The organism is Ferrovum sp. PN-J185 (assembly GCF_001581925.1).
Taxonomy (GTDB): domain Bacteria; phylum Pseudomonadota; class Gammaproteobacteria; order Burkholderiales; family Ferrovaceae; genus PN-J185.
The window spans coordinates 36,311-59,508 of record NZ_LQZA01000001.1 but is presented as its reverse complement, the minus strand read 5'-3'; the positions used below and the strand labels follow the sequence as shown (position 1 = coordinate 59,508).

21 protein-coding genes are annotated in these 23,198 nt (G+C 42.7%); 13 read left to right on the top strand and 8 right to left on the bottom strand.

The window, feature by feature from the left end:
- Positions 1 to 69: 69 nt before the first annotated feature.
- The 3 genes from trpC to FV185_RS00350 are packed head-to-tail and all read right to left on the bottom strand — an operon-like array spanning position 70 to position 2,295.
- A complete protein-coding gene (trpC, locus tag FV185_RS00360; protein WP_067492493.1) occupies positions 70 to 864 on the bottom strand; it encodes an indole-3-glycerol phosphate synthase TrpC in 795 nt (264 codons plus the stop codon).
- Positions 857 to 1,876, bottom strand: coding sequence for an anthranilate phosphoribosyltransferase (gene trpD, locus FV185_RS00355; protein WP_067492491.1), 1,020 nt, complete (start codon positions 1,874 to 1,876; stop codon positions 857 to 859). The genes trpC and trpD overlap by 8 nt, the downstream gene beginning before the upstream one ends.
- Positions 1,876 to 2,295 (bottom strand): OsmC family protein, encoded by a 420-nt coding sequence (locus FV185_RS00350; RefSeq protein ID WP_067492489.1) that lies wholly within the window; start codon positions 2,293 to 2,295, stop codon positions 1,876 to 1,878. The genes trpD and FV185_RS00350 overlap by 1 nt, the downstream gene beginning before the upstream one ends.
- A gap of 113 nt (positions 2,296 to 2,408) precedes the next feature.
- Here FV185_RS00350 and rplM point away from each other — a divergent pair, with 113 nt between their 5' ends.
- The 5 genes from rplM (at position 2,409) to erpA (ending at position 8,167) form a co-directional block, all read left to right on the top strand.
- On the top strand, positions 2,409 to 2,837 hold the full coding sequence (gene rplM, locus FV185_RS00345) for a 50S ribosomal protein L13 (protein ID WP_067492487.1): 429 nt from the start codon (positions 2,409 to 2,411) through the stop codon (positions 2,835 to 2,837).
- 11 nt (positions 2,838 to 2,848) lie between these two features.
- Positions 2,849 to 3,241, top strand: coding sequence for a 30S ribosomal protein S9 (gene rpsI, locus FV185_RS00340; protein ID WP_067492485.1), 393 nt, complete (start codon positions 2,849 to 2,851; stop codon positions 3,239 to 3,241).
- 105 nt (positions 3,242 to 3,346) lie between these two features.
- Positions 3,347 to 4,378 (top strand): N-acetyl-gamma-glutamyl-phosphate reductase, encoded by a 1,032-nt coding sequence (argC, locus tag FV185_RS00335; RefSeq protein ID WP_067492483.1) that lies wholly within the window; start codon positions 3,347 to 3,349, stop codon positions 4,376 to 4,378.
- 110 nt (positions 4,379 to 4,488) lie between these two features.
- A complete protein-coding gene (locus FV185_RS00330; protein WP_067492481.1) occupies positions 4,489 to 7,728 on the top strand; it encodes an efflux RND transporter permease subunit in 3,240 nt (1,079 codons plus the stop codon).
- A gap of 85 nt (positions 7,729 to 7,813) precedes the next feature.
- A complete protein-coding gene (gene erpA, locus FV185_RS00325; protein WP_067492479.1) occupies positions 7,814 to 8,167 on the top strand; it encodes an iron-sulfur cluster insertion protein ErpA in 354 nt (117 codons plus the stop codon).
- Between the two features lie 3 nt (positions 8,168 to 8,170).
- Here the strand turns inward: erpA and nudB are convergent, their stop codons facing one another.
- Both nudB and FV185_RS00315 read right to left on the bottom strand, forming a co-directional pair.
- Positions 8,171 to 8,611, bottom strand: coding sequence for a dihydroneopterin triphosphate diphosphatase (gene nudB / locus FV185_RS00320; RefSeq protein WP_067492477.1), 441 nt, complete (start codon positions 8,609 to 8,611; stop codon positions 8,171 to 8,173).
- A 10-nt stretch (positions 8,612 to 8,621) separates the two neighbouring features.
- Entirely contained in the window at positions 8,622 to 11,360 is a 2,739-nt protein-coding gene (locus FV185_RS00315; RefSeq protein ID WP_156474136.1) for a M16 family metallopeptidase, read from the bottom strand.
- 151 nt (positions 11,361 to 11,511) lie between these two features.
- Here FV185_RS00315 and FV185_RS00310 point away from each other — a divergent pair, with 151 nt between their 5' ends.
- Genes FV185_RS00310 through aspS form a run of 3 tightly spaced genes read left to right on the top strand, consistent with a single transcriptional unit; the run spans position 11,512 to position 14,214 of the window.
- Positions 11,512 to 11,799, top strand: coding sequence for an FmdB family zinc ribbon protein (locus FV185_RS00310; protein WP_067492475.1), 288 nt, complete (start codon positions 11,512 to 11,514; stop codon positions 11,797 to 11,799).
- Positions 11,799 to 12,428, top strand: coding sequence for a DUF502 domain-containing protein (locus FV185_RS00305; RefSeq protein ID WP_067492473.1), 630 nt, complete (start codon positions 11,799 to 11,801; stop codon positions 12,426 to 12,428). Before FV185_RS00310 ends, FV185_RS00305 begins: the two co-directional genes overlap by 1 nt.
- A 22-nt stretch (positions 12,429 to 12,450) precedes the next feature.
- On the top strand, positions 12,451 to 14,214 hold the full coding sequence (gene aspS / locus FV185_RS00300; protein ID WP_067492471.1) for an aspartate--tRNA ligase: 1,764 nt from the start codon (positions 12,451 to 12,453) through the stop codon (positions 14,212 to 14,214).
- A 26-nt stretch (positions 14,215 to 14,240) separates the two neighbouring features.
- On the opposite strand, the gene pgi is transcribed toward aspS, so the two are convergent.
- On the bottom strand, positions 14,241 to 15,818 hold the full coding sequence (gene pgi, locus FV185_RS00295) for a glucose-6-phosphate isomerase (RefSeq protein WP_067492469.1): 1,578 nt from the start codon (positions 15,816 to 15,818) through the stop codon (positions 14,241 to 14,243).
- 132 nt (positions 15,819 to 15,950) lie between these two features.
- Here pgi and FV185_RS00290 point away from each other — a divergent pair, with 132 nt between their 5' ends.
- From FV185_RS00290 to FV185_RS00275, 4 genes are read left to right on the top strand one after another with little or no spacing between them, the layout of a single operon-like run.
- The gene (locus tag FV185_RS00290; protein WP_067492467.1) at positions 15,951 to 16,598 is read left to right on the top strand and encodes an energy transducer TonB; all 648 of its coding nucleotides are present in this window, start codon (positions 15,951 to 15,953) and stop codon (positions 16,596 to 16,598) included.
- 23 nt (positions 16,599 to 16,621) lie between these two features.
- Positions 16,622 to 17,401, top strand: a complete 780-nt coding sequence (locus tag FV185_RS09775; RefSeq protein ID WP_082787024.1) for a MotA/TolQ/ExbB proton channel family protein — start codon at positions 16,622 to 16,624, stop codon at positions 17,399 to 17,401.
- Positions 17,379 to 17,822: an ExbD/TolR family protein gene (locus FV185_RS00280; RefSeq protein WP_197457691.1), complete on the top strand. Its 444-nt coding sequence runs from the start codon at positions 17,379 to 17,381 to the stop codon at positions 17,820 to 17,822. Before FV185_RS09775 ends, FV185_RS00280 begins: the two co-directional genes overlap by 23 nt.
- Before the next feature lie 2 nt (positions 17,823 to 17,824).
- Positions 17,825 to 18,232 (top strand): ExbD/TolR family protein, encoded by a 408-nt coding sequence (locus tag FV185_RS00275; protein WP_067492463.1) that lies wholly within the window; start codon positions 17,825 to 17,827, stop codon positions 18,230 to 18,232.
- Between the two features lie 398 nt (positions 18,233 to 18,630).
- On the opposite strand, the gene ssb is transcribed toward FV185_RS00275, so the two are convergent.
- Together ssb and FV185_RS00265 are read right to left on the bottom strand one after the other, a co-directional pair.
- Positions 18,631 to 19,089 (bottom strand): single-stranded DNA-binding protein, encoded by a 459-nt coding sequence (gene ssb, locus FV185_RS00270; protein ID WP_067492461.1) that lies wholly within the window; start codon positions 19,087 to 19,089, stop codon positions 18,631 to 18,633.
- 11 nt (positions 19,090 to 19,100) lie between these two features.
- Positions 19,101 to 20,282 (bottom strand): MFS transporter, encoded by a 1,182-nt coding sequence (locus tag FV185_RS00265; RefSeq protein WP_067492459.1) that lies wholly within the window; start codon positions 20,280 to 20,282, stop codon positions 19,101 to 19,103.
- Between the two features lie 68 nt (positions 20,283 to 20,350).
- Between FV185_RS00265 and uvrA the strand changes: the two genes are divergently transcribed.
- Positions 20,351 to 23,191, top strand: coding sequence for an excinuclease ABC subunit UvrA (gene uvrA / locus FV185_RS00260; protein WP_067492457.1), 2,841 nt, complete (start codon positions 20,351 to 20,353; stop codon positions 23,189 to 23,191).
- Positions 23,192 to 23,198 lie beyond the last annotated feature (7 nt).

Below are 23,198 nucleotides of genomic sequence, written 5' to 3'. Positions count from 1 at the left end.
CGTATTTTATAAAAAGGTGATGCATTGTGACATAAGAATAAGAAACTTCTGTTACTGATTGTAAATAAATCAGTTAAATCCAAATAACTGTTTTAGTGCGGCTCCTGGCTCAAGCGCTTTCATAAAAGCTTCACCTACTAGAAAGCTATTTACGCCGTGAGAGCGCATGATATCAACATTTTCTCTAGTTAAAATGCCGCTCTCTGTGATCACTATTCGATCATGAGGAACCATACCCATTAGATCCAAGGTAACATTTAAAGAGGTTTCAAAGGTTTTAAGATTACGATTGTTTATACCAATGAGTTTAGTGGGTAAGCGTAAAGCCCTCTCTAACTCATCTTTATTATGAGACTCCACAAGCACTGCCAAGCCTAAACTCTGTGCTAATTGACTTAATGCATGCATCTGATCATCCTCTAGAGCTGCCACAATCAATAAAATAGCATCTGCTCCAATGGCTTTAGACTCGTATATCTGGTATTCGTCTACCATAAAATCTTTTCTTAGAATAGGTAGCGAGGAGGCATAACGGGCTTCGCGTAGAAACTCAATACTGCCATGGAAATATTGTTCATCAGTTAACACCGACAAACAGGCAGCTCCGTTTTTTTCATAACTTTCGGCAATAGCTGCAGGATCAAAATCTTGACGTAATATTCCCTTACTTGGACTAGCACGTTTAATTTCTGAAATGACTGCAGCTTGTTGCTGACTGAGTTTTGCTTCTAGCGCACCTACAAAGTCTCTTGCAGGTGCCGCTGATAAAGCCAAATCACGCATTACCTCTAGAGACACTTGTTGTTTCGCAAAACCGATCTCTTCAAATTTGGTGTTAATTATTTGTGTTAATACATCATCCATATTGAGCCTCTTTAATCTTATCTCTTAGCGCTTTTGCTTGACCTGAGGCAATCGTTGCTAAAGCTTTCTTTATTCCATTTTCAAGGGTATCAGCAAAACCTGTTACATAGATAGCGGCTCCTGCATTTAAAGCAACAATATCGCGCGCAGGGCCAGGTTGATTATTCAGCACTTCATCAATGAAAAACATAGATTCCATCGCATTTTTAACCAACAAGGTATCCAATGGTGCTCTAGCAAAACCAAACTGCTCAGGAGTAATTTCGTAGTGCGATACCTGTCCTGCTTTTAGCTCAGAGATAAGTGTGGGTCCAGATATTGAAATCTCATCTAAACCTTCTCTACCATGAACAACGAGCGCCCTCTGGCTACCCAACTGTTTAAGTACCTGCGCCATAACCTCAGTTAAATGAGCGCTAAATACTCCTAATACCTGACAAGAAGCATTAGCAGGATTAGTTAAAGGGCCCAATATATTAAAAATAGTCCTAATGCCCAGTTCTTTTCGCACATTTGCCGTTCGTTTCATGGCGGAATGATGGTTAGGGGCAAACATGAAAGTCCAGCGAAAATGCTCTAAAAAGTATTCTACGCGTGATAAGTCCCAATGACTCACCGCAATCCCCATGGCTTCTAATACGTCCACACTACCACTTGAAGAGGAAACAGAGCGTCCTCCGTGCTTCGCCACCGCGGCCCCGGCAGCGGCCACCACAAATGAGGAAGCTGTTGAGATATTAAAGGTATGTAAACCATCACCACCGGTACCACAGGTATCAACTAATGTAACTGTAGGGGGTGCCGCTACCTGTTGAGATAAACGACGCATCACTTGAGCTGCAGCAGCAATCTCCTCAATACTCTCCCCTTTTTTAGCCAGTAAAGCTAAAATGGCTGCAGCCTGAATATCAGAGATATGTCCAGCAAAAACCCCCTCCATAACCTCTGTCATCTGTTGAGAATCAAGGGAATTCCCCGACATAAGATGTTGAAGCAACTGTTTAACTACCATTAAATTGCCTCACGAATTTCAAAATCATGGGTCACTTCAGCGGTTTTCCCCAACATAAAGGTTGCTGAGCAATACTTTTCTGCAGACAATTTAATCGCCCTCTCCACAAGCTCTGGTTTTAGTGATTTACCCGTGACAATAAAATGAAAGTGAATTTTGGTGAATACTTTAGGGTCAGTTTCAGCCCTCTCACTATCTATTTCAACTACACAATCAGTCACTTCAGCGCGCGAGCGTTTTAGAATTAACACCACATCAAAAGATGTGCAGCCTCCTGCACCCATTAACATGGCCTCCATTGGCCGTACCCCGAGGTTACGTCCGCCCGCTTCGGGCGCCCCATCCATTAAAAATGTATGGCCGCTGCCACTTTCACCCAGAAAACTCATACCCTCAACCCATTTCACTCTTGCTTTCATAATACTTTCCCGTAGATTAAGTGATTAGTCTCTCATTATAACAACGCATTGACATTAGAAAAGACTCAAGTTTATAATGGCAGGCTATCAAATTATTTAGTTGGTAAAGTGTCATGAAAACCTTTTCAGCCAAAAACCATGAAGTACAACGTGACTGGTTTATAGTAGATGCCCAAGATTTAGTTTTGGGGCGTCTCGCAAGCCAAATCGCCTTAAGACTTCGCGGCAAACATAAAGCTATTTATACACCACACGTAGATACGGGTGATTTTATTGTTGTAGTTAATGCTGACAAAATCCGCGTTACCGGTAACAAGGGCGAGGACAAGAAATACTATCGTCACTCTGGTTACCCCGGTGGTATCTATGAAACAAATTTCAACAAAATGCGCGCCCGTCATCCTGCACGCGTTTTAGAAAAAGCAGTAAAAGGCATGTTACCTAAGGGTCCTCTTGGTTATGCCATGATTAAAAAAATGAAAGTGTATGCAGGTAGTGAGCATCCACATGCAGCACAACAACCTAAACCTTTAGCTATCTAGGTATTATTATTATGATTGGACAATATTATTATGGAACCGGCAGACGCAAAAGTGCTGTTGCCCGTGTTTTTATTAAATCAGGTTCAGGTAAATTCATTGTTAACGGTAAACCCTTAGACGTTTACTTTTCTCGTGAAACAGGCCGTATGGTCGTACGCCAACCTCTTGAATTAACAAACCACTTAAACGGTTTTGATATTCGTGTAAATGTTGCTGGTGGTGGTGAATCAGGTCAAGCTGGTGCCGTTCGTCACGGTATCACACGCGCCTTAATTGATTACAATCCTGAACTCAAAACTGCTCTTAAACAAGCAGGGCTTGTTACTCGTGATGCACGCGAAGTTGAACGTAAAAAAGTGGGTTTACACAAAGCACGTCGCCGCAAACAGTTCAGCAAACGCTAATTGTTTTATTAGGTACTACAAAAAAGCCGGTTTATCCGGCTTTTTTTATTACTTTCACCACCTTTTTTTAAGCGATAATAAGAGTGGTTATTTAGGAGAACTGGCATGATTAAAGTTGGGATTGTTGGTGGTACAGGTTATACCGGAGTAGAGTTACTGCGTTTATTGTCGCAACACCCTGAAGTGAGTTTATCTGCTATTACCTCAAGACAAGATGCCGGTAAAGCGGTGTCTCAGGTATTCCCTAATTTAAGAGGACGTGTTGATATCGCGTTCTCAGACCCTAATACTGCTAATTTAAAACAGTGTGACGTAGTTTTTTTTGCCACACCAAATGGGATTGCTATGAAGGATGCGCCAGCCTTGTTAGAGTCAGGAGTTAAAGTAATCGATCTTGCTGCAGACTTCAGGATTAAAGATATTGGTTTGTGGGAACAATGGTATGCCATGACACACACAAGTCCCCAATGGGTTGAAAAGGCGGTTTATGGCCTACCTGAAGTGAACCGTGAAACTATAAAAAAAGCTCAATTAGTGGCTAATCCAGGTTGCTATCCAACCGCCGTACAGTTAGCTTTTATTCCCTTAATTAAAGCTGGCGTGGTAAATCCTGCAACGTTGATAGCTGACGCCAAATCAGGGGTGTCTGGTGCAGGTAGAAAAAGTGAAGTCCATACTTTATTTTCAGAAGCATCAGATAACTTTAAAGCCTATGGAGTAAATGGGCACCGTCACTTACCTGAAATTACTGAGCAACTTAACAACATACACAATAAACCTGTTAATTTAATTTTTACTCCTCACCTTACACCGTTAATAAGGGGGATACATGCTACCTGCTACGCAACGTTAACTGATCTTGATGTTGACTTGCAAGCCTTGTTTGAACAGCACTATCACAAGGAACCCTTTGTTGATGTGATGCCCTTTGGTAGCCATCCAGAAACACGATCAGTAAGAGCATCTAACTATTGCCGTATCGCTTTGCATCGTCCACAAAACGGTCATACAGTGGTTGTATTATCTATCATTGATAACCTGGTGAAAGGGGCCGCAGGCCAAGCGGTACAAAACATGAATCTGATGTGTGAGTTTGCAGAAACCTTGGGACTCACACAAGTACCTGTTCTGCCTTAAGGCTAAACCTTACAATCAGTTACAAGTAAATACGCTAACTTATGCCACACTAAGGCCACCTAAAATTCAAGATAAGCGTTTGATCTAAATGGGTTTGGAATTATCTAAAGATGCTTGAAATAGTTAAGTTAGCGCTACGACGCCCCAATACATTTATTGTAATGGCCTTGGTGATTTTTCTGTTTGGAATTATTTCCATCATTAAAACACCCAAAGATATTTTCCCGGAAATTAATCTACCGGTGATCAGTGCCGTCTGGACATACAGTGGTATGCCCCCTGAGGACATGGCAGGGCGTATTGTTTACTACTATGAACGCTCTTTAAGTTCGACGGTTAATGACATCGAACACATTGAATCCCAATCACTGTTTGGTTATGGGATTGTTAAGATCTTCTTTCAACCTGATGTGGATATTCGTACTGCTAACGCACAGGTTACCGCTATTTCACAAACCGTATTAAAGATGATGCCGCCAGGCATTACACCACCTTTAATCCTGAACTATAACGCTGCCACTGTTCCTATTTTGCAGTTAGCCTTATCGAGCAAAGTACTCTCAGAAGATAGAATCTTTGACTTAGGACAAAACTTTATTCGTCCGCAGTTGGCTACCGTTCGCGGTAGTGCAGTGCCTTCCCCCTATGGCGGCAAAGTGCGTCAGATACAAATTGACCTTGATCCACAGGCCATGCAATCAAAACATATTTCCCCGCAAGATGTGGCGAAAGCGTTGAGTAAACAAAATTTAGTATTGTCCCCTGGTACAGAAAAAATTGGTTCGTTTGAGTACAACGTCAAAATTAATGATAGTCCTGATGAGTTTGAATTACTTAATGAGCTACCCATTAAAAATGTGGATGGCGTCACTATTTTTATTCATGATGTGGCTCATGTGAGAGATGGTTATCCACCGCAGATTAACGTGGTTAGAGATGATGGCAGACGGTCAGTATTGATGACCATTTTAAAAAATGGGGCCACATCAACCTTGGATATTATTCAAGGAACCAAAGAGCTGATACCTAAATTACAAGAGACACTACCTAGTAGCCTGGTATTAAAAGTAGTGGGAGACCAGTCAGTCTTTGTAAAGTCGGCTATCAGCGGCGTAGTACGCGAAGGCACCATTGCCGGTATTTTAACCAGCGTGATGATCTTATTGTTTTTAGGTAGTTGGCGCTCTACTATTATCATTTCCATGTCCATTCCCTTGGCTATTTTATCTGCCATTATCTTTTTATCACTCACCGGTAACACGCTAAATGTGATGACCTTAGGGGGGCTGGCACTCGCTGTAGGAATGCTTGTGGATGATGCCACGGTGGTGATTGAAAACATTAACCATCATCTTGAAATGGGCAAACCCACGACCAAAGCGATTATTGATGCAGCGGCACAAATTATTCAGCCGGCATTGGTCTCTACTCTGTCTATTTGTATTGTATTCGTACCCATGTTTTCCTTAACTGGGGTACCAAAATATCTCTTTATCCCCATGGCTGAAGCGGTTATTTTTGGCATGCTCTCGTCTTTTGTTTTATCACAAACCTTTGTTCCAACCATTGCCAACAAATTACTCAAACACCAAGGGCAACATTTTCAGCACAAACATCATACTGATGAACACCGTGCCGAACATGATCCTAATTTTCATCCACAACATAGTGTTAAAAAGTCCATCATCCAGTTTTTTGTTAACATTCAACAAGGCTTTGAAACCCGATTTACTAAAGTACGTTTAGGGTATCGCTCTATTCTTAACTTGGCATTGATCCACCGTAAAGTTTTTGTGCCAAGCTTTTTAGGTTTTGTCGTTGTATCCTGCGTGGTGTTATTCCCCATGTTAGGTAGAAACTTCTTCCCTGAAGTAGACTCAGGTGATATGAAAATCCATGTACGTGCTCAGGTGGGTACGCGAATTGAAGAAACAGCTAAACAGTTTGACTTAATCGAAGATAAAATCAGGGCATTAATCCCTGATTCAGAATTAGATACCATTGTGGACAATATTGGTTTATCAGTTAGTGGAATTAATACCGCATACAGCAGTACCGGTACAATTGGTCCACAAGATGGTGACATTTTAATTCACCTTACTGAAAAACATCGTCCAACAAAACAGTATATTAAACAATTACGAGAAGAATTACCGCGCGCCTTTCCAGGGGTAAGCTTCGCCTTTTTACCAGCAGATATTACTAGCCAAATCCTAAATTTTGGGGTGCCTGCTCCCATTGATATTCGCGTTGATGGCCCCAATCACGATAACAACTTACGCTTTGTAAGAGCCATCTACAAAGATATCAGTAATGTTCCCGGTATCGCTGATATGCGTGTCCAACAGGCCACTAACTATCCGCAATTTAACGTCAATATCGATCGGGCACAGGCAAAGAATTACGGCTTAACTGAAGGAGATATTACTAATAGTTTAGTAGCCACCCTGGCCGGAACAAGTCAAGTTGCCCCCACTTTTTGGTTAAACAATAAAAACGGCGTGTCCTATCCTATAGTGATTCAGATGCCACAATACAAAATTGACTCCTTAGCTGATTTAGCCAACATCCCGATCACCACAAAGAAATCAGACTCGATGCAGGTGTTAGGTGGCCTTGGTACGATTGAACGCGATCAGTCAGACTCAGTAATTTCTCACTACAATATTAAACCGTCATTTGATATTTTTGCATCCCTTCAAGGAAGAGATTTAGGCAGCGTTTCAAAAGATATTGAACAAATTATTGCTAAACATCATCATGAAATACCGAGCGGCGTAAGTGTCAAACTTCAGGGACAGGTACCCATTATGCAAGACTCTTACCAAGGGTTAAGCTTGGGGCTAATTGCCTCTATTGTATTAATTTACTTCTTAGTAGTAGTGAACTTTGAATCTTGGCTTGATCCGTTTGTGATTATCACCGCTCTTCCATCGGCTTTGGCTGGTATTGTATGGATGCTCTATATCACCGGCACCACTTTATCTGTCCCTGCGCTCACCGGTGCGATTATGTGTATGGGGGTGGCCACGGCCAATAGTATTCTAGTAATTAGTTTTGCACGTGAGCGTTTGGCTATTGTAAAAGACTCCACTCAAGCCGCTCTTGAAGCGGGTTACACTCGTTTTCGTCCTGTACTCATGACAGCTTCAGCAATGTTAATTGGGATGATTCCCATGTCTTTAGGGTTAGGTGATGGTGGCGAGCAAAATGCCCCATTAGGTCGTGCGGTTATCGGTGGTTTATTATTCGCCACAATTTCAACACTCATATTTGTTCCAGTTATCTTTAGTATTGTCCATGCTAAAGATAAATTTGATGACGAACCAGTTACTGACAACACGATCTAATAGTTATTCTTCTCACAATTGGTATATCCAAGACTTGGGAGTATAATGTAGTACTAATTAAGTGCTATTTAGATGAGGATTAATTATGAATGCACCAGCAGATGAAATACTGGCTCCGGTTTTACTAACAGATAGCGCCACGGATAAAATTCGTTCTATTCTTGAAGAAGAAAACAATCTTGATTTAAAACTACGCGTGTTTGTATCAGGCGGGGGATGTTCTGGTTTTCAGTATGGTTTCACCTTCGAAGAAACAGCTGCCGCCGATGACACTATTGTAGAAAAAAATGGTGTTGAATTAGTGATTGATCCAATGAGTTTTCAGTATCTCGTGGGTGCTGAGATTGATTATAAAGAAGATTTAGAAGGGGCTCAGTTTGTTATCCGTAACCCCAATGCCACCACCACCTGCGGTTGTGGTTCATCATTCTCTCTATAAAAGTTATAAGTTCTCTTTAACCTTCAGTACAGCAGCTCGATTGGTGTCAGAAAAACATTGTCGAGCTGCCTCATCAATACCTAACCAGACATAATCAATATGTTCTCGAGGAGCCAAGACAATAGGCATACGAGTGGGCAGACATAAACCAAACACATGTTCCGTGTTATGAATGACGCCATCAGGATAACGATGACGCCAATGCGGGTAAATTTCGTACACCTGTTGCCAATGCCAGTTTTGTAACTCAAACTCTTGGCAATTAAGTCCCGTCTCTTCTCTCACCTCACGGCAAGCAGCCTCTGCCAGTGGTTCATCTAAGCGATCACAGCTTCCTGTAACCGACTGCCAGTAGCCTGGGTGATCAGCACGATTTAACAGCAACACTTCACCCTCTTTCGTGTAGATCACCACTAGCACAGAAACAGGGATTTTATTACCCATTACCTTGCCTTTATTTTGCTGGATGCTTATTAAAATCGCCAGCCATCACTTCAGCAAAACTCGCTGGGGTGACCCATTTTTTGAAAGCTTGGTTAGCCTCAGCAACACTGACCTGTTGTAAGTCATTATCCATTTTCTCAACATAGGTCATATCATGATTATCAAATAACAACTTAGTTAATAATCCAGCTAACGCATCATCCTGAGCACGACCTAGTGCCGCTGATTGCCGTAAGGATTGTTTGGCTTCTTTCACTTCCGTTTCACTAAAGCCGTCTTTTAACGCTTTATCCGTTTCTTCTTTAAAAGCTTGCTCGAGACGACTTAAGTTTTGTGGTGCGTAAATCGCATAGGCACCCAAGGTACTATTTTTGGTTTTATCGTTCAGTCTCAGGAAAGACCCTACGCCATAGCTAATGCCCTCTTTTTGACGAATACGGGTCGCTAAGCGTGAGCTCAAGAACCCGCCACCAAAAATGGTATTGGCAACCTTTAGAGCTGGGGCTGAAGGATCATCTTCCATGATGGGTAAGGAGAGCTTCATAATAAATACCGCATTGGCTTTATCAGGCGTATTGATAACCTCATGTAAAGCAGTTGGAGTTTGATACTCATTTAATACCAGTTCATAGTGTGCGGCACTACTCCACTGATCTAATCCTTTATTCAATACAGACTTAATCTGTTGAGGATCAAAATCTCCCACCACAGCGAATTCACCACGATTAGCGCCATAAAAGTCATGATAGAACTGCTTGATTTGCTCAAGAGTAATAGCCTTAACGTCAGTTTCAACCTCATCAAAAGTGGATACGTAGCGCACATCACCCTTCGGATAATGATTAAAATGGCGGGATAGGGCATTACCAGCAATAGCTTGCGGGTCGGTTCTTTCCTGCTCAATGGTAGCAATAGCAGCACGTTGTAATTGCTTAAACTCACTCTCAGGAAAACTTGAATGACGTAAGAGATCAGTAACTAAGGATAGTGTATCTGCCAAATGCTGACGATCAGTTAATACACTCACTGATACCCCAGTTGGGCCACCTGTAATACTCACCTGCGCTTTTAACTCAGTAAATCGATCAGAGATTTGTTGGCGTGTTAGTTTATCAGTTCCACGATCTAGTAACCCTGCTACCATTTTAGCGACTTCACTCTTATCTTTTAAGTTATTCGCATCACCAAAATGGAGATTCAATTGAGCGAATACCGTCGATCCACGGGTTTTTTTAGGGAGCAGCGCATAACGAACACCGGATGCCAAGGTTCCCCATTCAGTGCGTTTTTGAATATTAAGAGGAGAGACATCGAAGGCTTCTGCTTGGCTCACTATTTTATTGCCTGTATAGCCCTTCAATTGCTCTTTAGCGTCCACTCGTGTGGCATAGGGAACTCGATCAGGTTTGGCTGTAGGAATAAATTCGCCCAATGTACGGTTACTGGATTTAAACCAAGTCTCTGCTACACGCTCAACATCTTGAGTGGTAATTTTCTGAATCCGATCACGATTTAAGAAAAACAATCGCCAATCACCGTTGGCAATGGCGGTGGACAATGAAATACCAAAACTCTCAGGATCATTAAAAGTCTGGGTAATATCGTTCAGTAAATTGGCTTTAGCACGCTCTACTTCTTGGTCTGTTATAGGGTGCTCATGAATATTCTCAATGGTATCAATAAAAGCAGCTTTTGCTTTATCAAGAGACTGCTCTTTACTTAAATCTGCCTCAAAATAAATAACACCTGGTTCATCCAAATTAAAACTCTCCGCTGATACTGCGGTAGCCAGACCTTTTTCAACCAACGCTTTATGTAGACGTCCTGACGGCGTATCACCCATAATATAAGCCAGAATTTTAAAAGCTGCGTTATCAGGATGAGCAGCAGCCACAGAGTGATAAACAGCTTCAACATATTTCACATCACCCACACGGCGCAGAGTGACTTCTCTTTCACCATCTTGTACAGGATCTAACGTGTAAGTGGGTTCAATGACACGTTTGGGTTTAGGTATTGAGCCAAAATCCTTGTTAATTAAAGCCAAAGTTTTGCTAGGATCAAAACTCCCTGCCACCACTAAAGTTGCGTTGTCAGGTTGATAGTACTTGTGATAAAAAGCTTGGAGATGAGGAATACTCACATTTTCCACATCAGTTCTGGCGCCAATGGTTGATTTACCATAGTTATGCCACTGATAGGCAGTCGCCATTAGCTTATCCATTAGAATACCGCTGGCATCGTTTTCGTCTTTTTCCATTTCATTACGTACCACCGTCATCTCGCTATCGAGATCTTTACGGGCAATAAATGAATTGACCATACGGTCAGCTTCCATGGCCAGCGCCCAAGACAAGTTATCCTCAGAAGCACTAAAGGTTTCAAAGTAATTGGTACGATCAAACCAGGTGGTGCCGTTAGGGCGCATACCACGGTGACTTAAATCAGCAGCGATGGTTGGGTGCTTAGGCGTCCCTTTAAACATTAAATGCTCTAATAAGTGCGCCATACCCGTTTCACCGTAATTTTCCATACGCGAGCCCACACGGTATGTGATGTTCACAGTAGTAGTAGGTTTTGAACTGTCAGGAGCTAAAATCACTTGCAAACCGTTTTTAAGACGGTACTCTGTGACTCCCTCCACAGTGGTGACTTGTGTGACGCCAGCAGGCAGAGAAGGGGTTTTCGCCCACCCCACCAATGACACTGTCAACAATCCAAGAGCTATAACACCGCGCATCTTGACCATTAAACGACTCCTTTAGCGTAAAATACTAGGTTGAAAAACTAATTGTATGAACTTATTTATTGTTCAGGGTTCCCTAGTTACACTGTAATACTCGTGAAACCTGAGGAATAACAAGGAACTATGCTATCATTGATCTGTTGTGGAGGATAGAATGCCTTTATATGAATACCGTTGCCAATCCTGTGGCAAATCAACCGAAATTTTACAAAAAATGTCAGACCCACCCAAAACCCTCTGTCCGCATTGTGGTGAGGAGGCTCTGACCAAACTCGTTAGCGCTGCCGGCTTTCAATTGAAAGGCTCAGGCTGGTATGTTACTGACTTTCGTGGTCAGGGCAGCAAGAGCTCATCAAGCCCTGCAAAAAGCCCGTCCTCCGAGGCTACGAGTAGTGCTACTAGCACGACCAGCAACACCACCAGTAACAGTAATAACTCATAATGAAACGCTATTTTCTAACCGGGATTGTGGTACTTATTCCAGTGGTCATCACCATCTGGGTCATCCGTCTTGTTGTCACAACGCTCGATCAGAGCTTTGATATTCTGCCCATTGAGTGGCGTCCAGAAACCTTGGTGGGATCACATATCCCAGGGCTTGGGGTAGTGGCTGCATTACTGATCATCATTCTTACAGGAGCCATTGCCACCAATTTGTTAGGGCGTAAATTACTGGATATGTTGGATGAGGTGTTAGGTAAAATCCCACTGGTAAAAAGTATTTACACAGGTGTTAAACAAGTCAGTGACACACTGTTTTCAAGTTCAGGACAAGCCTTTCGTCAAGTGTTGTTAGTGCGCTATCCGCATCAAGAAGTGTGGACCATTGCCTTTCAAACAGGTGTTCCCACACTTAGCATTGCTCAGCAGTTAAATGAACCCCATGTTAATGTCTATGTTCCCACTACCCCTAACCCTACCTCAGGCTTCTTTTTAATGGTGCCTAAAAGGCATACCATTGAGCTCGATATGAGTGTTGACATGGCATTAAAATACATTATTTCTATGGGGGTGGTAGATCCGGCGACTCACGCCAAAACCTCTCCCCAATCAACTCACCAACCTAATTAATTTTTTCTGAGATAACGATATTATGCGTACTAACTATTGTGGTCTGATTGATGACCAATATCTTGATCAAACTGTAACAGTACAAGGGTGGGCTCATCGCCGCCGTGACCATGGTGGCGTCATTTTTATTGATCTACGTGATCGTGAAGGACTGCTCCAAGTGGTGGTTGACCCAGATAACATTACTGCCTTTAAACAAGCTGAGCAGATCCGCAGTGAATTTGTCTTATCCATTAGCGGTAAAGTTCGTCGCCGCCCCGAAGGAACAGTTAACTCATCACTAAAAAGCGGTGCCATAGAGTTACTAGCACACAATATTGAAGTGCTAAATGGTTCTCTCCCACCGCCATTCCAAATTGATGATGAATATATTTCTGAACCCGTACGTCTGGAGTATCGCTATTTAGATTTAAGACGGCCAATGATGCAACACAATTTTAAATTACGTTATCGAGCAGCACTCACTGTTCGTAATTATTTAGACAAGCTTGGATTTATTGATATTGAAACACCAATGCTAACTAAATCCACTCCTGAGGGAGCGCGTGATTATTTAGTACCTAGCCGCATTCATGATGGTCAGTTTTTTGCCTTACCTCAATCACCGCAATTATTTAAACAATTGTTAATGGTGTCAGGCTTTGATCGTTACTATCAAATCACCAAATGTTTTAGAGATGAAGATTTACGTGCTGATCGCCAACCTGAATTTACGCAAGTGGATATTGAAACCTCATTCTTAAATGAAGAGGAAATCATGACCCTCATGGAAGGATTAGTGCGCCATCTGTTCACAGAAACGATTCAAGTGGATTTACCCAATCCCTTCCCACGCATGAGTTGGCATGAAGCCATGTTCCGCTTCGGCTCTGATAAACCTGATTTACGTATTCCTTTAGAGTTTACTGAACTCACTGATGTGATGAGGAGAGTAGATTTTAAAGTCTTTCGTGCCGCAGCAGATTTAAAAGATGGTCGTGTTGTAGCACTCAATATCCCAGGTGGTGCTACTTTATCTCGTAAAGAGATCGATGACTATACACAATTCGTTGGTATTTATGGTGCCAAAGGATTGGCCTATATCAAAGTGAATGACAAAGCAGCTCTCAATGAAACTGGTCTGCAGTCTCCCATCATTAAGTTCTTAACCACCGATGTGTTGCAAGACATTATTACGCGCACAGGTGCTAATAATGGTGATTTAATATTCTTTGGTGCTGATCGCGCTAAGGTAGTCAATGATGCCATGGGCGCACTGCGCTTAAAAATTGGTCATGAAAGAGGTTTATCGCAAGGTGGATGGCGTCCTCTGTGGGTAGTAGATTTCCCCATGTTTGAATATGATGATGAAGAAAATCGTTGGGTAGCACTGCATCATCCTTTCACGGCACCAAAAGATGGTCATGAGGATTTCCTGACAACTGATCCAGGTCAAGCGTTAGCTAAGGCGTATGATGTGGTATTAAATGGTTGGGAGATTGGCGGTGGATCAGTACGTATTCATCGTGAAGAAATCCAATCTAAAGTGTTTAGAGCGCTAAATATTGGTCCAGAGGAAGCACAAACTAAATTTGGCTTTTTATTAAAAGCGCTTCAATATGGCGCGCCCCCCCATGGTGGCATTGCCTTTGGCTTTGATCGACTAACAGCCATGATGACAGGAGCAGAACAAATTCGCGATGTGATTGCCTTCCCTAAAACTCAACGCGCTCAATGCTTATTAACTCAAGCGCCAAGCAATGTTGATGAGAAACAACTAAGAGAGCTACATATTAAACTGCGTTAATCACTTAATTGTCGGCACGTTAATCATTAACGTGTCGACAAATCAGTCAGCAATGTTTTACCCAATTCCACTCCCCACTGATCAAAAGGATTGATTTGCCAAATAACAGATTGGGTAAATATCTTATGTTCATAAGCAGCAATCAATGCTCCTAAGGTTTTTGCATCAAGATGGTCTAACCAAATGACATTGCTGGTTGTACCCCCGGCAAAGCAACGATGAGGAGCTAACTGTGAAAGCTGCGGCTCACTGTATCCTTCTTTTATTAACCGCTCACGGGTAGCCCTCATAGATCGCCCTAAGGCCATGGCGCGTGCTTGGGCCATCATACTGTGATGAATTAGTGTTTGATGTTGTTCAAAACGAGGAAGTGTAGCTAGAGAATCTTGTTTAACTGCAATAAAATCTACTGTGGTATTTAATCGACCTTGATGAATAGCTTGATAGTAAGCATGTTGACCATTAATACCTAAGCCCCCCCATACTAAAGGGCTCGTTCCATAATCAATCCTTTCACCCCATTTATTAACATGTTTTCCGTTGGATTCCATATCCAACTGCTGAATAAACTCAGTAAAATAACTTAAACGGCCATCATAAAGCGCCATTAAATGATTGTCTTTATGTAAGAAGTTACGATTATAAATTGCCAGTAAAGCGAGCATAATCGGTAAGTTTTCATGGGGGGGAGCATGATAAAAATGCTTATCCATTTGTGCTGCACCATGCAGTAATTCGGTAAAAGTTGACCAACCATAGGTCAGTGCGATGGATAAGCCTATGGCTGACCACAATGAATATCTACCGCCAATATGGTCCCACATAGCAAACAGCCTGTTATCAGAAAAACCTAACTGCCGTGCTTTGTCTTGACTAGACGTCACCACCACAAAATGTGCTGCCAATTGCTCTTCTTGACATCCTTGAGAGCGCAACCAATCACATATAGAAAAATAATTTTCTAAAGTTTCTACTGTGCTTAATGATTTGGAAGAAAGAATAAATAAAGTTTTATGTGCATTTAATTGATTAAGTAGTTTTTTTAACGCCCAAGGGTCGGGGTTAGCAATAAAGTGCGTCTCTGCGGTCAAGCGGGGTAAATGCTCCAGGGCTGAGACCACCATCTTAGGTCCAAGGTCTGACCCACCTATTCCTAAATTCACTATTGCATTGAGTGTTGCACCAGAAAACCCCTTAAGCTCCCCTTGCCCAAATTGATAGGTCAATGCCTCTAAGCGTGCTAATTCGTGATGCACTTCCTGTTGTATGCCCTCAGGCCAAGTCGTAGCTTGAGGATGTTGATGCCTTAAGGCCATATGTAGAGCAGCGCGGTTCTCGGTAAAATTAACCTCTTCTCCGGCAAATAAACGCGCTTGTTCATGAGCAAAACCTGACTCAGTCAATAATTGAGTGAGCTGCGACAACACCGTTTGATCCACTGCTTGATAAGCATAATTTAAGCTAATACCCAGTACACTTAACTGGTAGGTATCTAAACGCGTTGGCTCATGTTCAAAAAGAAGAGGAAGCTTTATCTGTTGATTGACTGATGAGGCATTTAAAGAAAGCCATGGTTGACTCTGATTAATCAATGTATTTTTCATATGAATCAAGGAATCCGTGTTGCATAGCTACTGTAGTCTGACCGCTAAAACTGTCATAATAGCTGATCATTACCCATTCGTGTGTTTTTAATAACCCACGATAATAGAACGGATCTCAAGACCAAGACAATCATGGCCACTCTTAGCCCCACACCAATTAATAACAAAACAACAGGTTTGTTGCTGGTGGTATTGGTTCATCTTGTTATCTTGTGGGGTTTAATCAAACAAACAGGTCACATCCATTTACGGGATCATAAAATTGTTGTACAAACGCTTATTCTGTCACCTGAAACAGCGCCTCATCACATCAGTGTGTCACCACCCATAACAGCCCAAAAAAAGGTAATTAAATCAACTCCAAATAAGGTGCAACCACAGGCGCCCATAGCGCCTCACAAAACCCTATCAGCACCGATTAATCAGCCTCCCGCACCGTCACTACCAACGACTAAAGCAGAACAATCACCGCCATCTAACCACAGTGCCACAACACATAAAACAACCAACCCAACCATTGATACTCACTATCCTTGCGCAGCACCGAGTTACCCATCCAGCGCTAGAAGAAATGGGGAACAAGGAACGGTATTATTGAGTTTTTTGATTAACGAAACAGGGCAAGTTGAAAACAGTAAAGTGTTACAATCTAGTGGCTCAAGCGCACTTGATAACGCAGCACTCAATGCCCTTAGTCAATGCCACTTCAAACCTGCTACAGAAGATGGGCATGCTGTGGCAATTAGAGTGACAATTCCCTATGTATGGCGCTTAAATTAATAATGAGTGAATTAGGAAACCATATGTACCAGAAAAAAAGATATTTTTATTTATTACAATTACTCGGATTATTAATACTGAATCAATTTTTTGCTGTTACTGAAGCCCTAGCAGCTGACACGCCACCCACCAATGCCCTCACCAACCCTTATGGATTAGATGCACTGTGGGCTAATGGTGACTGGATAGCGCGTGGGACATTACTCATTTTGTTAATTATGTCGATGGCCAGTTGGTATATGTTAGTGGTCAAGTTACTCGAACAAAATCGTTTGTTTCGCTGTAGTCTAGATGCCAAAAAAGCCTTTTGGCAACAGACACTCAACACTCAATCTTTGGCACAACTACCCGTTGACTCTGCTTATTATTTTCTGGCGCAATCAGGAATTCATGCCAAAGAGGACTATCAAGGTCAATTAATGGCACATATCCCCTTGAATACCTGGCTCGAAAACAATCTCAACCAAGCTTTTGATCAAGTGCAAGCGCGTTTACAAATTGGTTTAGCACTACTCGGTACAGTGGGCTCCACGGCACCTTTCATTGGTTTATTTGGTACGGTGTGGGGTATTTATCATGCTCTAACTGCCATCGGTATAGCAGGACAAGCCTCCATTGATAAGGTAGCAGGCCCTGTGGGAGAGGCACTAATCATGACTGCCATTGGTCTGGCGGTAGCAGTCCCTGCCGTATTAATTTATAACTGGCTTCTTAGACGCAACAAAAATGCCATGGCTGACTTACACGCCTTTGCCAATGATCTAGAAAAAACACTATTAGGTGGCAAAGCGCCACAACGCTAGAGTAATCATTATGGCCATTGATTTTAATGATCAAGAGGATGATGACATCATCGCTAGTATTAATACCACCCCCTTGGTAGATGTGATGTTAGTGTTGTTGATTATTTTCTTAATCACCATTCCCGTTGTAGTGCATACCCACCGCGTGGTATTGCCTAAAGAAAGCACTACTAAAGAAGTGTTTGCGCCGCAAGATATTAATCTTGCCATTACTAATCAAGGTCAGGTGTACTGGCAAGATCAACCCATCAGTGAAAGCCTATTAACAACCAAATTAAAAACCATTGATCCTAAATTGATTCATATACTAATTCGCGCCGATGAGCATACTCCCTATCATTTTATTAGGTCAGTACTACATCAATGTCGTAGCGCTGGTATTGAAAAAATTGAATTTATTACAGAACCGGCCCATCACTAATTATGGCTATTCGCTTAAAAGATAACGACGCTTCTCCCATGATCAGTATCAACACCACACCCTTGATTGATGTGATGTTGGTGTTACTCATCATGTTGATCATTACCATCCCGGTTGAATTACATTCTATTAACATGGATACGCCAGACAACGCGACTGTTAGTCCCTCTTCTACTGAACAAATAGTGACAATTGTTATTAACGCCACTAATCAATTTGAAATTGATCACGTAGTGCTCTCTCAGGATGAGTTGGATAGACGTTTATTAGCCTTATCTAAATCACCCACACAACCTGAAATTCACATTACCCCCAATAGCAATGCGCAATTTAATAGTCTTGCTCATCTACTGGCCACAGCACAAAATCTTAAACTAACTAAAATCGGTATTGACGATGGCAGCGAGTAATAATATCAATGCTATATTTACTTCACTAAGATAACTAACGCTTCACTTAAGAAAATAGCAGTCAGGATACCTGAGTATGTCTCTTACTCATTTTTACCTTGAGCGTGTAAAGGACAATATCAAAACGCATTGAATGAACAGGGTAAGCATCCACTAAGAGCTAGAAAAGTTAAGGCCTAAAAAATTCCTGATCGGGAAAAACGGAGCTGCTCGTCAACTCCTCTCAGGTTCAACACCTAGGCCAAGATAATGGCGCATGAATTGACATCCTCCCCGCCCTCAAGAACGGAGATTCCTACAGCGCCATGATGATTAGGTGGTTTACTTCGGCGGGTCCTGTTGCTGACGGCATTACAGCAGCGTTCACTTCGCAGGCTAACCGGGCATATGCCCTGCCCTTAAAATGGAATGTCATCAGCAAAATCATCGAATTTTGTCGCCGCTTTGACACCACCACTTTGAGATGCGCCATTATCCATGCCCATATCCATAGGTGGTTCACTTGAGGGACCACCAGACATATTAGAGCGTCCACCCAACATTTGCATACGATCTGCAATCACTTCAGTGGTGTAGCGCTCTTGCCCTTCTTTATCCTGCCACTTACGAGTCTGTAGACGCCCCTCAAGATACACTTGCGAGCCTTTTTTAAGGTACTCACCAGCGATTTCTGCTAGACGACCAAAAAAAGCCACACGATGCCATTCAGTTTTTTCTTGTTTGTCACCGTTCTTATCTTTCCAAACATCGGTTGTTGCCACACTAATGTTAGCAATGGCTGCGCCGTCTGTGGAATAACGCACCTCAGGATCACGCCCTAAGTTACCAACTAAAATTACTTTATTTACTGATGCCATACTTTTCTCCCTTATTCATGACCGGCTTTGATTTTCATGGGTAGTGCTACTACCAACCAGGTCACCATTAACATTACACAAAACAATGGCACGCTTGTAGGGCCATAGAACCTAGCTAATACGCCAGCCACAGAGGCCCCCACAAATGTTCCCATAAACTGAATTGAGCTATATACCCCCGATGCCGCACCTTTAATATCTGGTGGCGCAATGGTAGTAATAAACGAAGGCAGGCTTGCTTCCAGCATATTAAATCCTGTAAAAAAAACAAATAATGCTGTCACAATACCGAAGAAACTATTGATCCCCACCCACAAAATCACCTCAGAAAGCAATAATACCGCAATGGCTGCTAAAAAAACGCTTTTACGATGTTTACCATGAGACAGGGCCACACCCGGAATCATCAAAATAAACGAACCAATCATCACAGGTAGATATAACTTCCAGTGATCCATGGCTTTAAAACCAGTTTGTACTAAGGCTTGTGGGACCACTACGAACATGGCCATGAGAGAACCGTGCAAAACAAAAATACCCCAATCTAAGCGCAATAACTCAGCATGACCTAATACTGTTTTAATAGCATCCCATGTACCACGAGCAGGCGTATGGTGCTGCGGATTAGGCGTCACCCAATACACCATACCTATGGCTAACAGCGCCAATATACCCGTCATAGCGAAAATGCCTGAAACACCAATGCGTGGCTCAAGAAAAGGCGCAATAATCATTGACGCACTAAAGGTCATGCCAATTGTTACACCAATCATAGCCATGGCTTTGGTGCGTTGTTCAATACGTGTCAAATCAGCAGTCATAGCAATAATCGCTGAGGAAATAGCCCCTGCTCCTTGTACCATACGACCGACAATAATCCACTCAATATTATGCGCTGTGGCTGCCACAAAACTACCCAGCGCAAATACCACTAACCCGCCCATAATGACTGGTTTTCTGCCCACCCGATCAGACAGCCAACCCAGTGGAATTTGTAATAGGGCTTGCGTCAATCCATAGCCTCCCATGGCCAACCCCACCAATGTTTTATTGTCTCCACCAGGAAGATGCGCCGCATAGAGAGCAAATACAGGTAGAATGATAAACATACCGAGCATGCGTAGTGCAAATACACTAGCTAAACTTAATGTCGCTCGGCGTTCTGTAGATGTCATAGTAACTTTTGTTTTCATCTTTACCACCAACAAAAAAAGTAAAATATTGATCGTATATTAACAGGTTAACCCTTGTACTTGATACCATGAAAAAGAAACAATTTGTTGAAAGCCCAGTCATCCGCGTGCGTGGCGCTAGAACTCATAATCTCAAAAACATTGATATAGACATCCCACGTCATCAATTAGTTGTCATTACAGGTTTATCAGGATCAGGGAAGTCATCCCTAGCCTTCGATACCTTATACGCAGAAGGGCAGCGACGTTACGTGGAGTCTCTGTCAGCGTACGCCCGTCAGTTTTTACAGCTTATGGAAAAACCGGATGTGGATTTAATTGAAGGCTTATCGCCGGCTATTTCTATTGAACAAAAAGCCACCAGTCATAACCCCCGATCAACGGTTGGTACTGTCACTGAAATCCATGATTATTTACGCTTGTTGTTTGCCCGTGTTGGCGACCCTTACTGTCCCACCCACCAACAAAAGCTTGAAGCACAAAGTGTGTCACAGATGGTGGATCATGTATTAACTCTACCTGAGAACACGCGCATCATGATTCTCTCACCGCTTGTGGTTGGACGCAAAGGACAACAAGTAGATCTCATTAATGAGTTACGTGCCCAAGGCTTTGTGCGCTTGAGAATTGATGGCCAGGTAGTCGATATTGATACGGTTCCCTCTCTAGATAAAAACAAAAAACATTCCATTGATATTGTGGTCGATCGCTTGAAAGTACGCGCGGATATGAAACAGCGCCTGGCGGAATCCTTTGAGACAGCATTGCGTCACAGTGATGGGCGAGCCATTGCGGTGGATATGGATCAAAATAATGAGCATCTTTTTTCTTCCACCTTTGCCTGCCCCATTTGTAGTTTTTCTTTACAAGAGTTAGAGCCTAGACTGTTCTCATTTAACAATCCCATGGGCGCCTGCCCTAAATGTGATGGTTTGGGTATGATCAGCTTTTTTGATCCTAAACGGGTGGTAGCCTTCCCGCAATTGAGCCTTTCTGCTGGCGCCATTAAAGGCTGGGATAAACGTAATCAATTTTATTTTCAGTGGCTCACCGATCTAGCTAACCATTATCAGTTTAATCTCGATACCCCCTTTGAAGAACTGGATGACTCCATTCAACAAATACTCTTATATGGTTCCGCAAAAGAGAAAATCGTTTTTCATTATCCAGGAGACAGAGGACGCTTACGTAGTCAAGAACATACTTTTGAAGGCATTATCCCCATTCTTGATCGCCGCTATAAAGAAACTGACTCCATGGCTGTTCGAGAAGAACTGGCTAAATTACTTAATGATCAATCCTGCCCAGATTGCTTGGGGTCACGCCTGCGCGTAGAAGCACGAGAAGTACGCGTTAATCAATATACGCTCCACGAAATTAGTGCGCTACCATTACGCGATACCTTAACCTTATTTCAACAACTCACCCTCAAGGGTAAAAAACAGGCCATAGCCGAGAAGATCCTCAAAGAAATTATTGCCCGTCTACAATTTCTCAATAATGTCGGCCTTGATTACTTGCAACTAGAGCGCTCAGCAGACACTCTCTCAGGTGGCGAAGCGCAACGTATTCGTCTTGCCTCACAAATTGGCTCGGGGCTAACTGGGGTGATGTATGTTCTTGATGAGCCCTCCATCGGACTTCATCAACGTGATAATCACCGCCTCTTAGAAACACTCACTCGCTTAAGAGATTTAGGTAACTCTGTGATTGTGGTGGAGCATGATGAAGATGCAATTCGGGCGGCTGATTATGTGGTGGATATGGGTCCTGGTGCAGGAGAACATGGCGGCAGAGTAGTCGCTGAGGGCACTCCCCAACAAATTGAAGCAAGTACCGGCTCACTCACTGGCCAATATTTAAAGGGTACAAAAACCATTGCCATCCCTAAAAAGCGCCAACAGCCTGATGAGCGGCGTCTGATTTTAAGAGGGGCTAAAGGCAACAATCTTAAAAACGTAACTCTCGAGTTACCAGTGGGCTTATTTGTGGCAGTTACAGGCGTGTCAGGGTCAGGTAAATCCACCCTCATCAACGACACCCTGTTTCATGTGGTCTCACGTCATCTCTATCACAGTAACACCGAACCGGCTCCTTTTGATGACATTGAGGGGTTAGAGCATTTTGATAAGATCATCAACGTCGACCAGAGCCCTATTGGTCGCACACCACGCTCTAATCCTGCTACATATACGGGACTCTTTACCCCTATTCGTGAGCTCTTTGCTGGCATCCCCCAATCTCGTGAGCGTGGTTATGATCCAGGACGTTTCTCTTTTAATGTTAAGGGGGGACGCTGTGAAGCGTGTCAGGGAGAGGGTATGGTACGGGTTGAAATGCATTTTCTACCTGATATCTATGTACCCTGCGATGTGTGCCATGGTAAACGCTACAACCGTGAAACCTTAGAAATTCAATATAAAGGCAAAAGTATTGATGAAGTGCTCAATCTGACAGTAGAAAACGCATTAGAATTCTTCAGTGCTGTTCCTAGTATCGCACGTAAATGTCAAACTTTGATGGATGTGGGTTTGGGTTATATTTCCTTAGGTCAGTCAGCGACCACTTTGTCAGGTGGGGAAGCGCAACGGGTGAAACTCTCTTTAGAGCTCTCGAAACGAGATACAGGACGTACCCTCTTCATTCTTGATGAACCCACTACGGGACTACATTTCCATGATATTGATTTACTGTTAAAGGTATTACATCGCCTACGTGATCATGGCAACACGGTGGTAGTCATTGAACATAATCTTGATGTCATCAAAACAGCGGACTGGATCGTTGATCTAGGGCCGGAGGGTGGAGCACAAGGTGGACAAATTCTTGTTGCAGGTAGCCCGCAAGACATTATTAAGAACAAGCAAAGCTATACAGGACGCTTTTTATCACCCTACTTTAAAAAATAAGGTCATG

Excerpts from the sequence above, each read along its gene's own strand:
- trpC (WP_067492493.1), bottom strand. The coding sequence starts at position 864 with ATGGATGATGTATTAACACAAATAATTAACACCAAATTTGAAGAGATC.
- trpD (WP_067492491.1), bottom strand. The coding sequence starts at position 1,876 with ATGGTAGTTAAACAGTTGCTTCAACATCTTATGTCGGGGAATTCCCTT.
- FV185_RS00350 (WP_067492489.1), bottom strand. The coding sequence starts at position 2,295 with ATGAAAGCAAGAGTGAAATGGGTTGAGGGTATGAGTTTTCTGGGTGAA.
- rplM (WP_067492487.1), top strand. The coding sequence starts at position 2,409 with ATGAAAACCTTTTCAGCCAAAAACCATGAAGTACAACGTGACTGGTTT.
- rpsI (WP_067492485.1), top strand. The coding sequence starts at position 2,849 with ATGATTGGACAATATTATTATGGAACCGGCAGACGCAAAAGTGCTGTT.
- argC (WP_067492483.1), top strand. The coding sequence starts at position 3,347 with ATGATTAAAGTTGGGATTGTTGGTGGTACAGGTTATACCGGAGTAGAG.
- FV185_RS00330 (WP_067492481.1), top strand. The coding sequence starts at position 4,489 with ATGCTTGAAATAGTTAAGTTAGCGCTACGACGCCCCAATACATTTATT.
- erpA (WP_067492479.1), top strand. The coding sequence starts at position 7,814 with ATGAATGCACCAGCAGATGAAATACTGGCTCCGGTTTTACTAACAGAT.
- nudB (WP_067492477.1), bottom strand. The coding sequence starts at position 8,611 with ATGGGTAATAAAATCCCTGTTTCTGTGCTAGTGGTGATCTACACGAAA.
- FV185_RS00315 (WP_156474136.1), bottom strand. The coding sequence starts at position 11,360 with ATGGTCAAGATGCGCGGTGTTATAGCTCTTGGATTGTTGACAGTGTCA.
- FV185_RS00310 (WP_067492475.1), top strand. The coding sequence starts at position 11,512 with ATGCCTTTATATGAATACCGTTGCCAATCCTGTGGCAAATCAACCGAA.
- FV185_RS00305 (WP_067492473.1), top strand. The coding sequence starts at position 11,799 with ATGAAACGCTATTTTCTAACCGGGATTGTGGTACTTATTCCAGTGGTC.
- aspS (WP_067492471.1), top strand. The coding sequence starts at position 12,451 with ATGCGTACTAACTATTGTGGTCTGATTGATGACCAATATCTTGATCAA.
- pgi (WP_067492469.1), bottom strand. The coding sequence starts at position 15,818 with ATGAAAAATACATTGATTAATCAGAGTCAACCATGGCTTTCTTTAAAT.
- FV185_RS00290 (WP_067492467.1), top strand. The coding sequence starts at position 15,951 with ATGGCCACTCTTAGCCCCACACCAATTAATAACAAAACAACAGGTTTG.
- FV185_RS09775 (WP_082787024.1), top strand. The coding sequence starts at position 16,622 with ATGTACCAGAAAAAAAGATATTTTTATTTATTACAATTACTCGGATTA.
- FV185_RS00275 (WP_067492463.1), top strand. The coding sequence starts at position 17,825 with ATGGCTATTCGCTTAAAAGATAACGACGCTTCTCCCATGATCAGTATC.
- ssb (WP_067492461.1), bottom strand. The coding sequence starts at position 19,089 with ATGGCATCAGTAAATAAAGTAATTTTAGTTGGTAACTTAGGGCGTGAT.
- FV185_RS00265 (WP_067492459.1), bottom strand. The coding sequence starts at position 20,282 with ATGAAAACAAAAGTTACTATGACATCTACAGAACGCCGAGCGACATTA.
- uvrA (WP_067492457.1), top strand. The coding sequence starts at position 20,351 with ATGAAAAAGAAACAATTTGTTGAAAGCCCAGTCATCCGCGTGCGTGGC.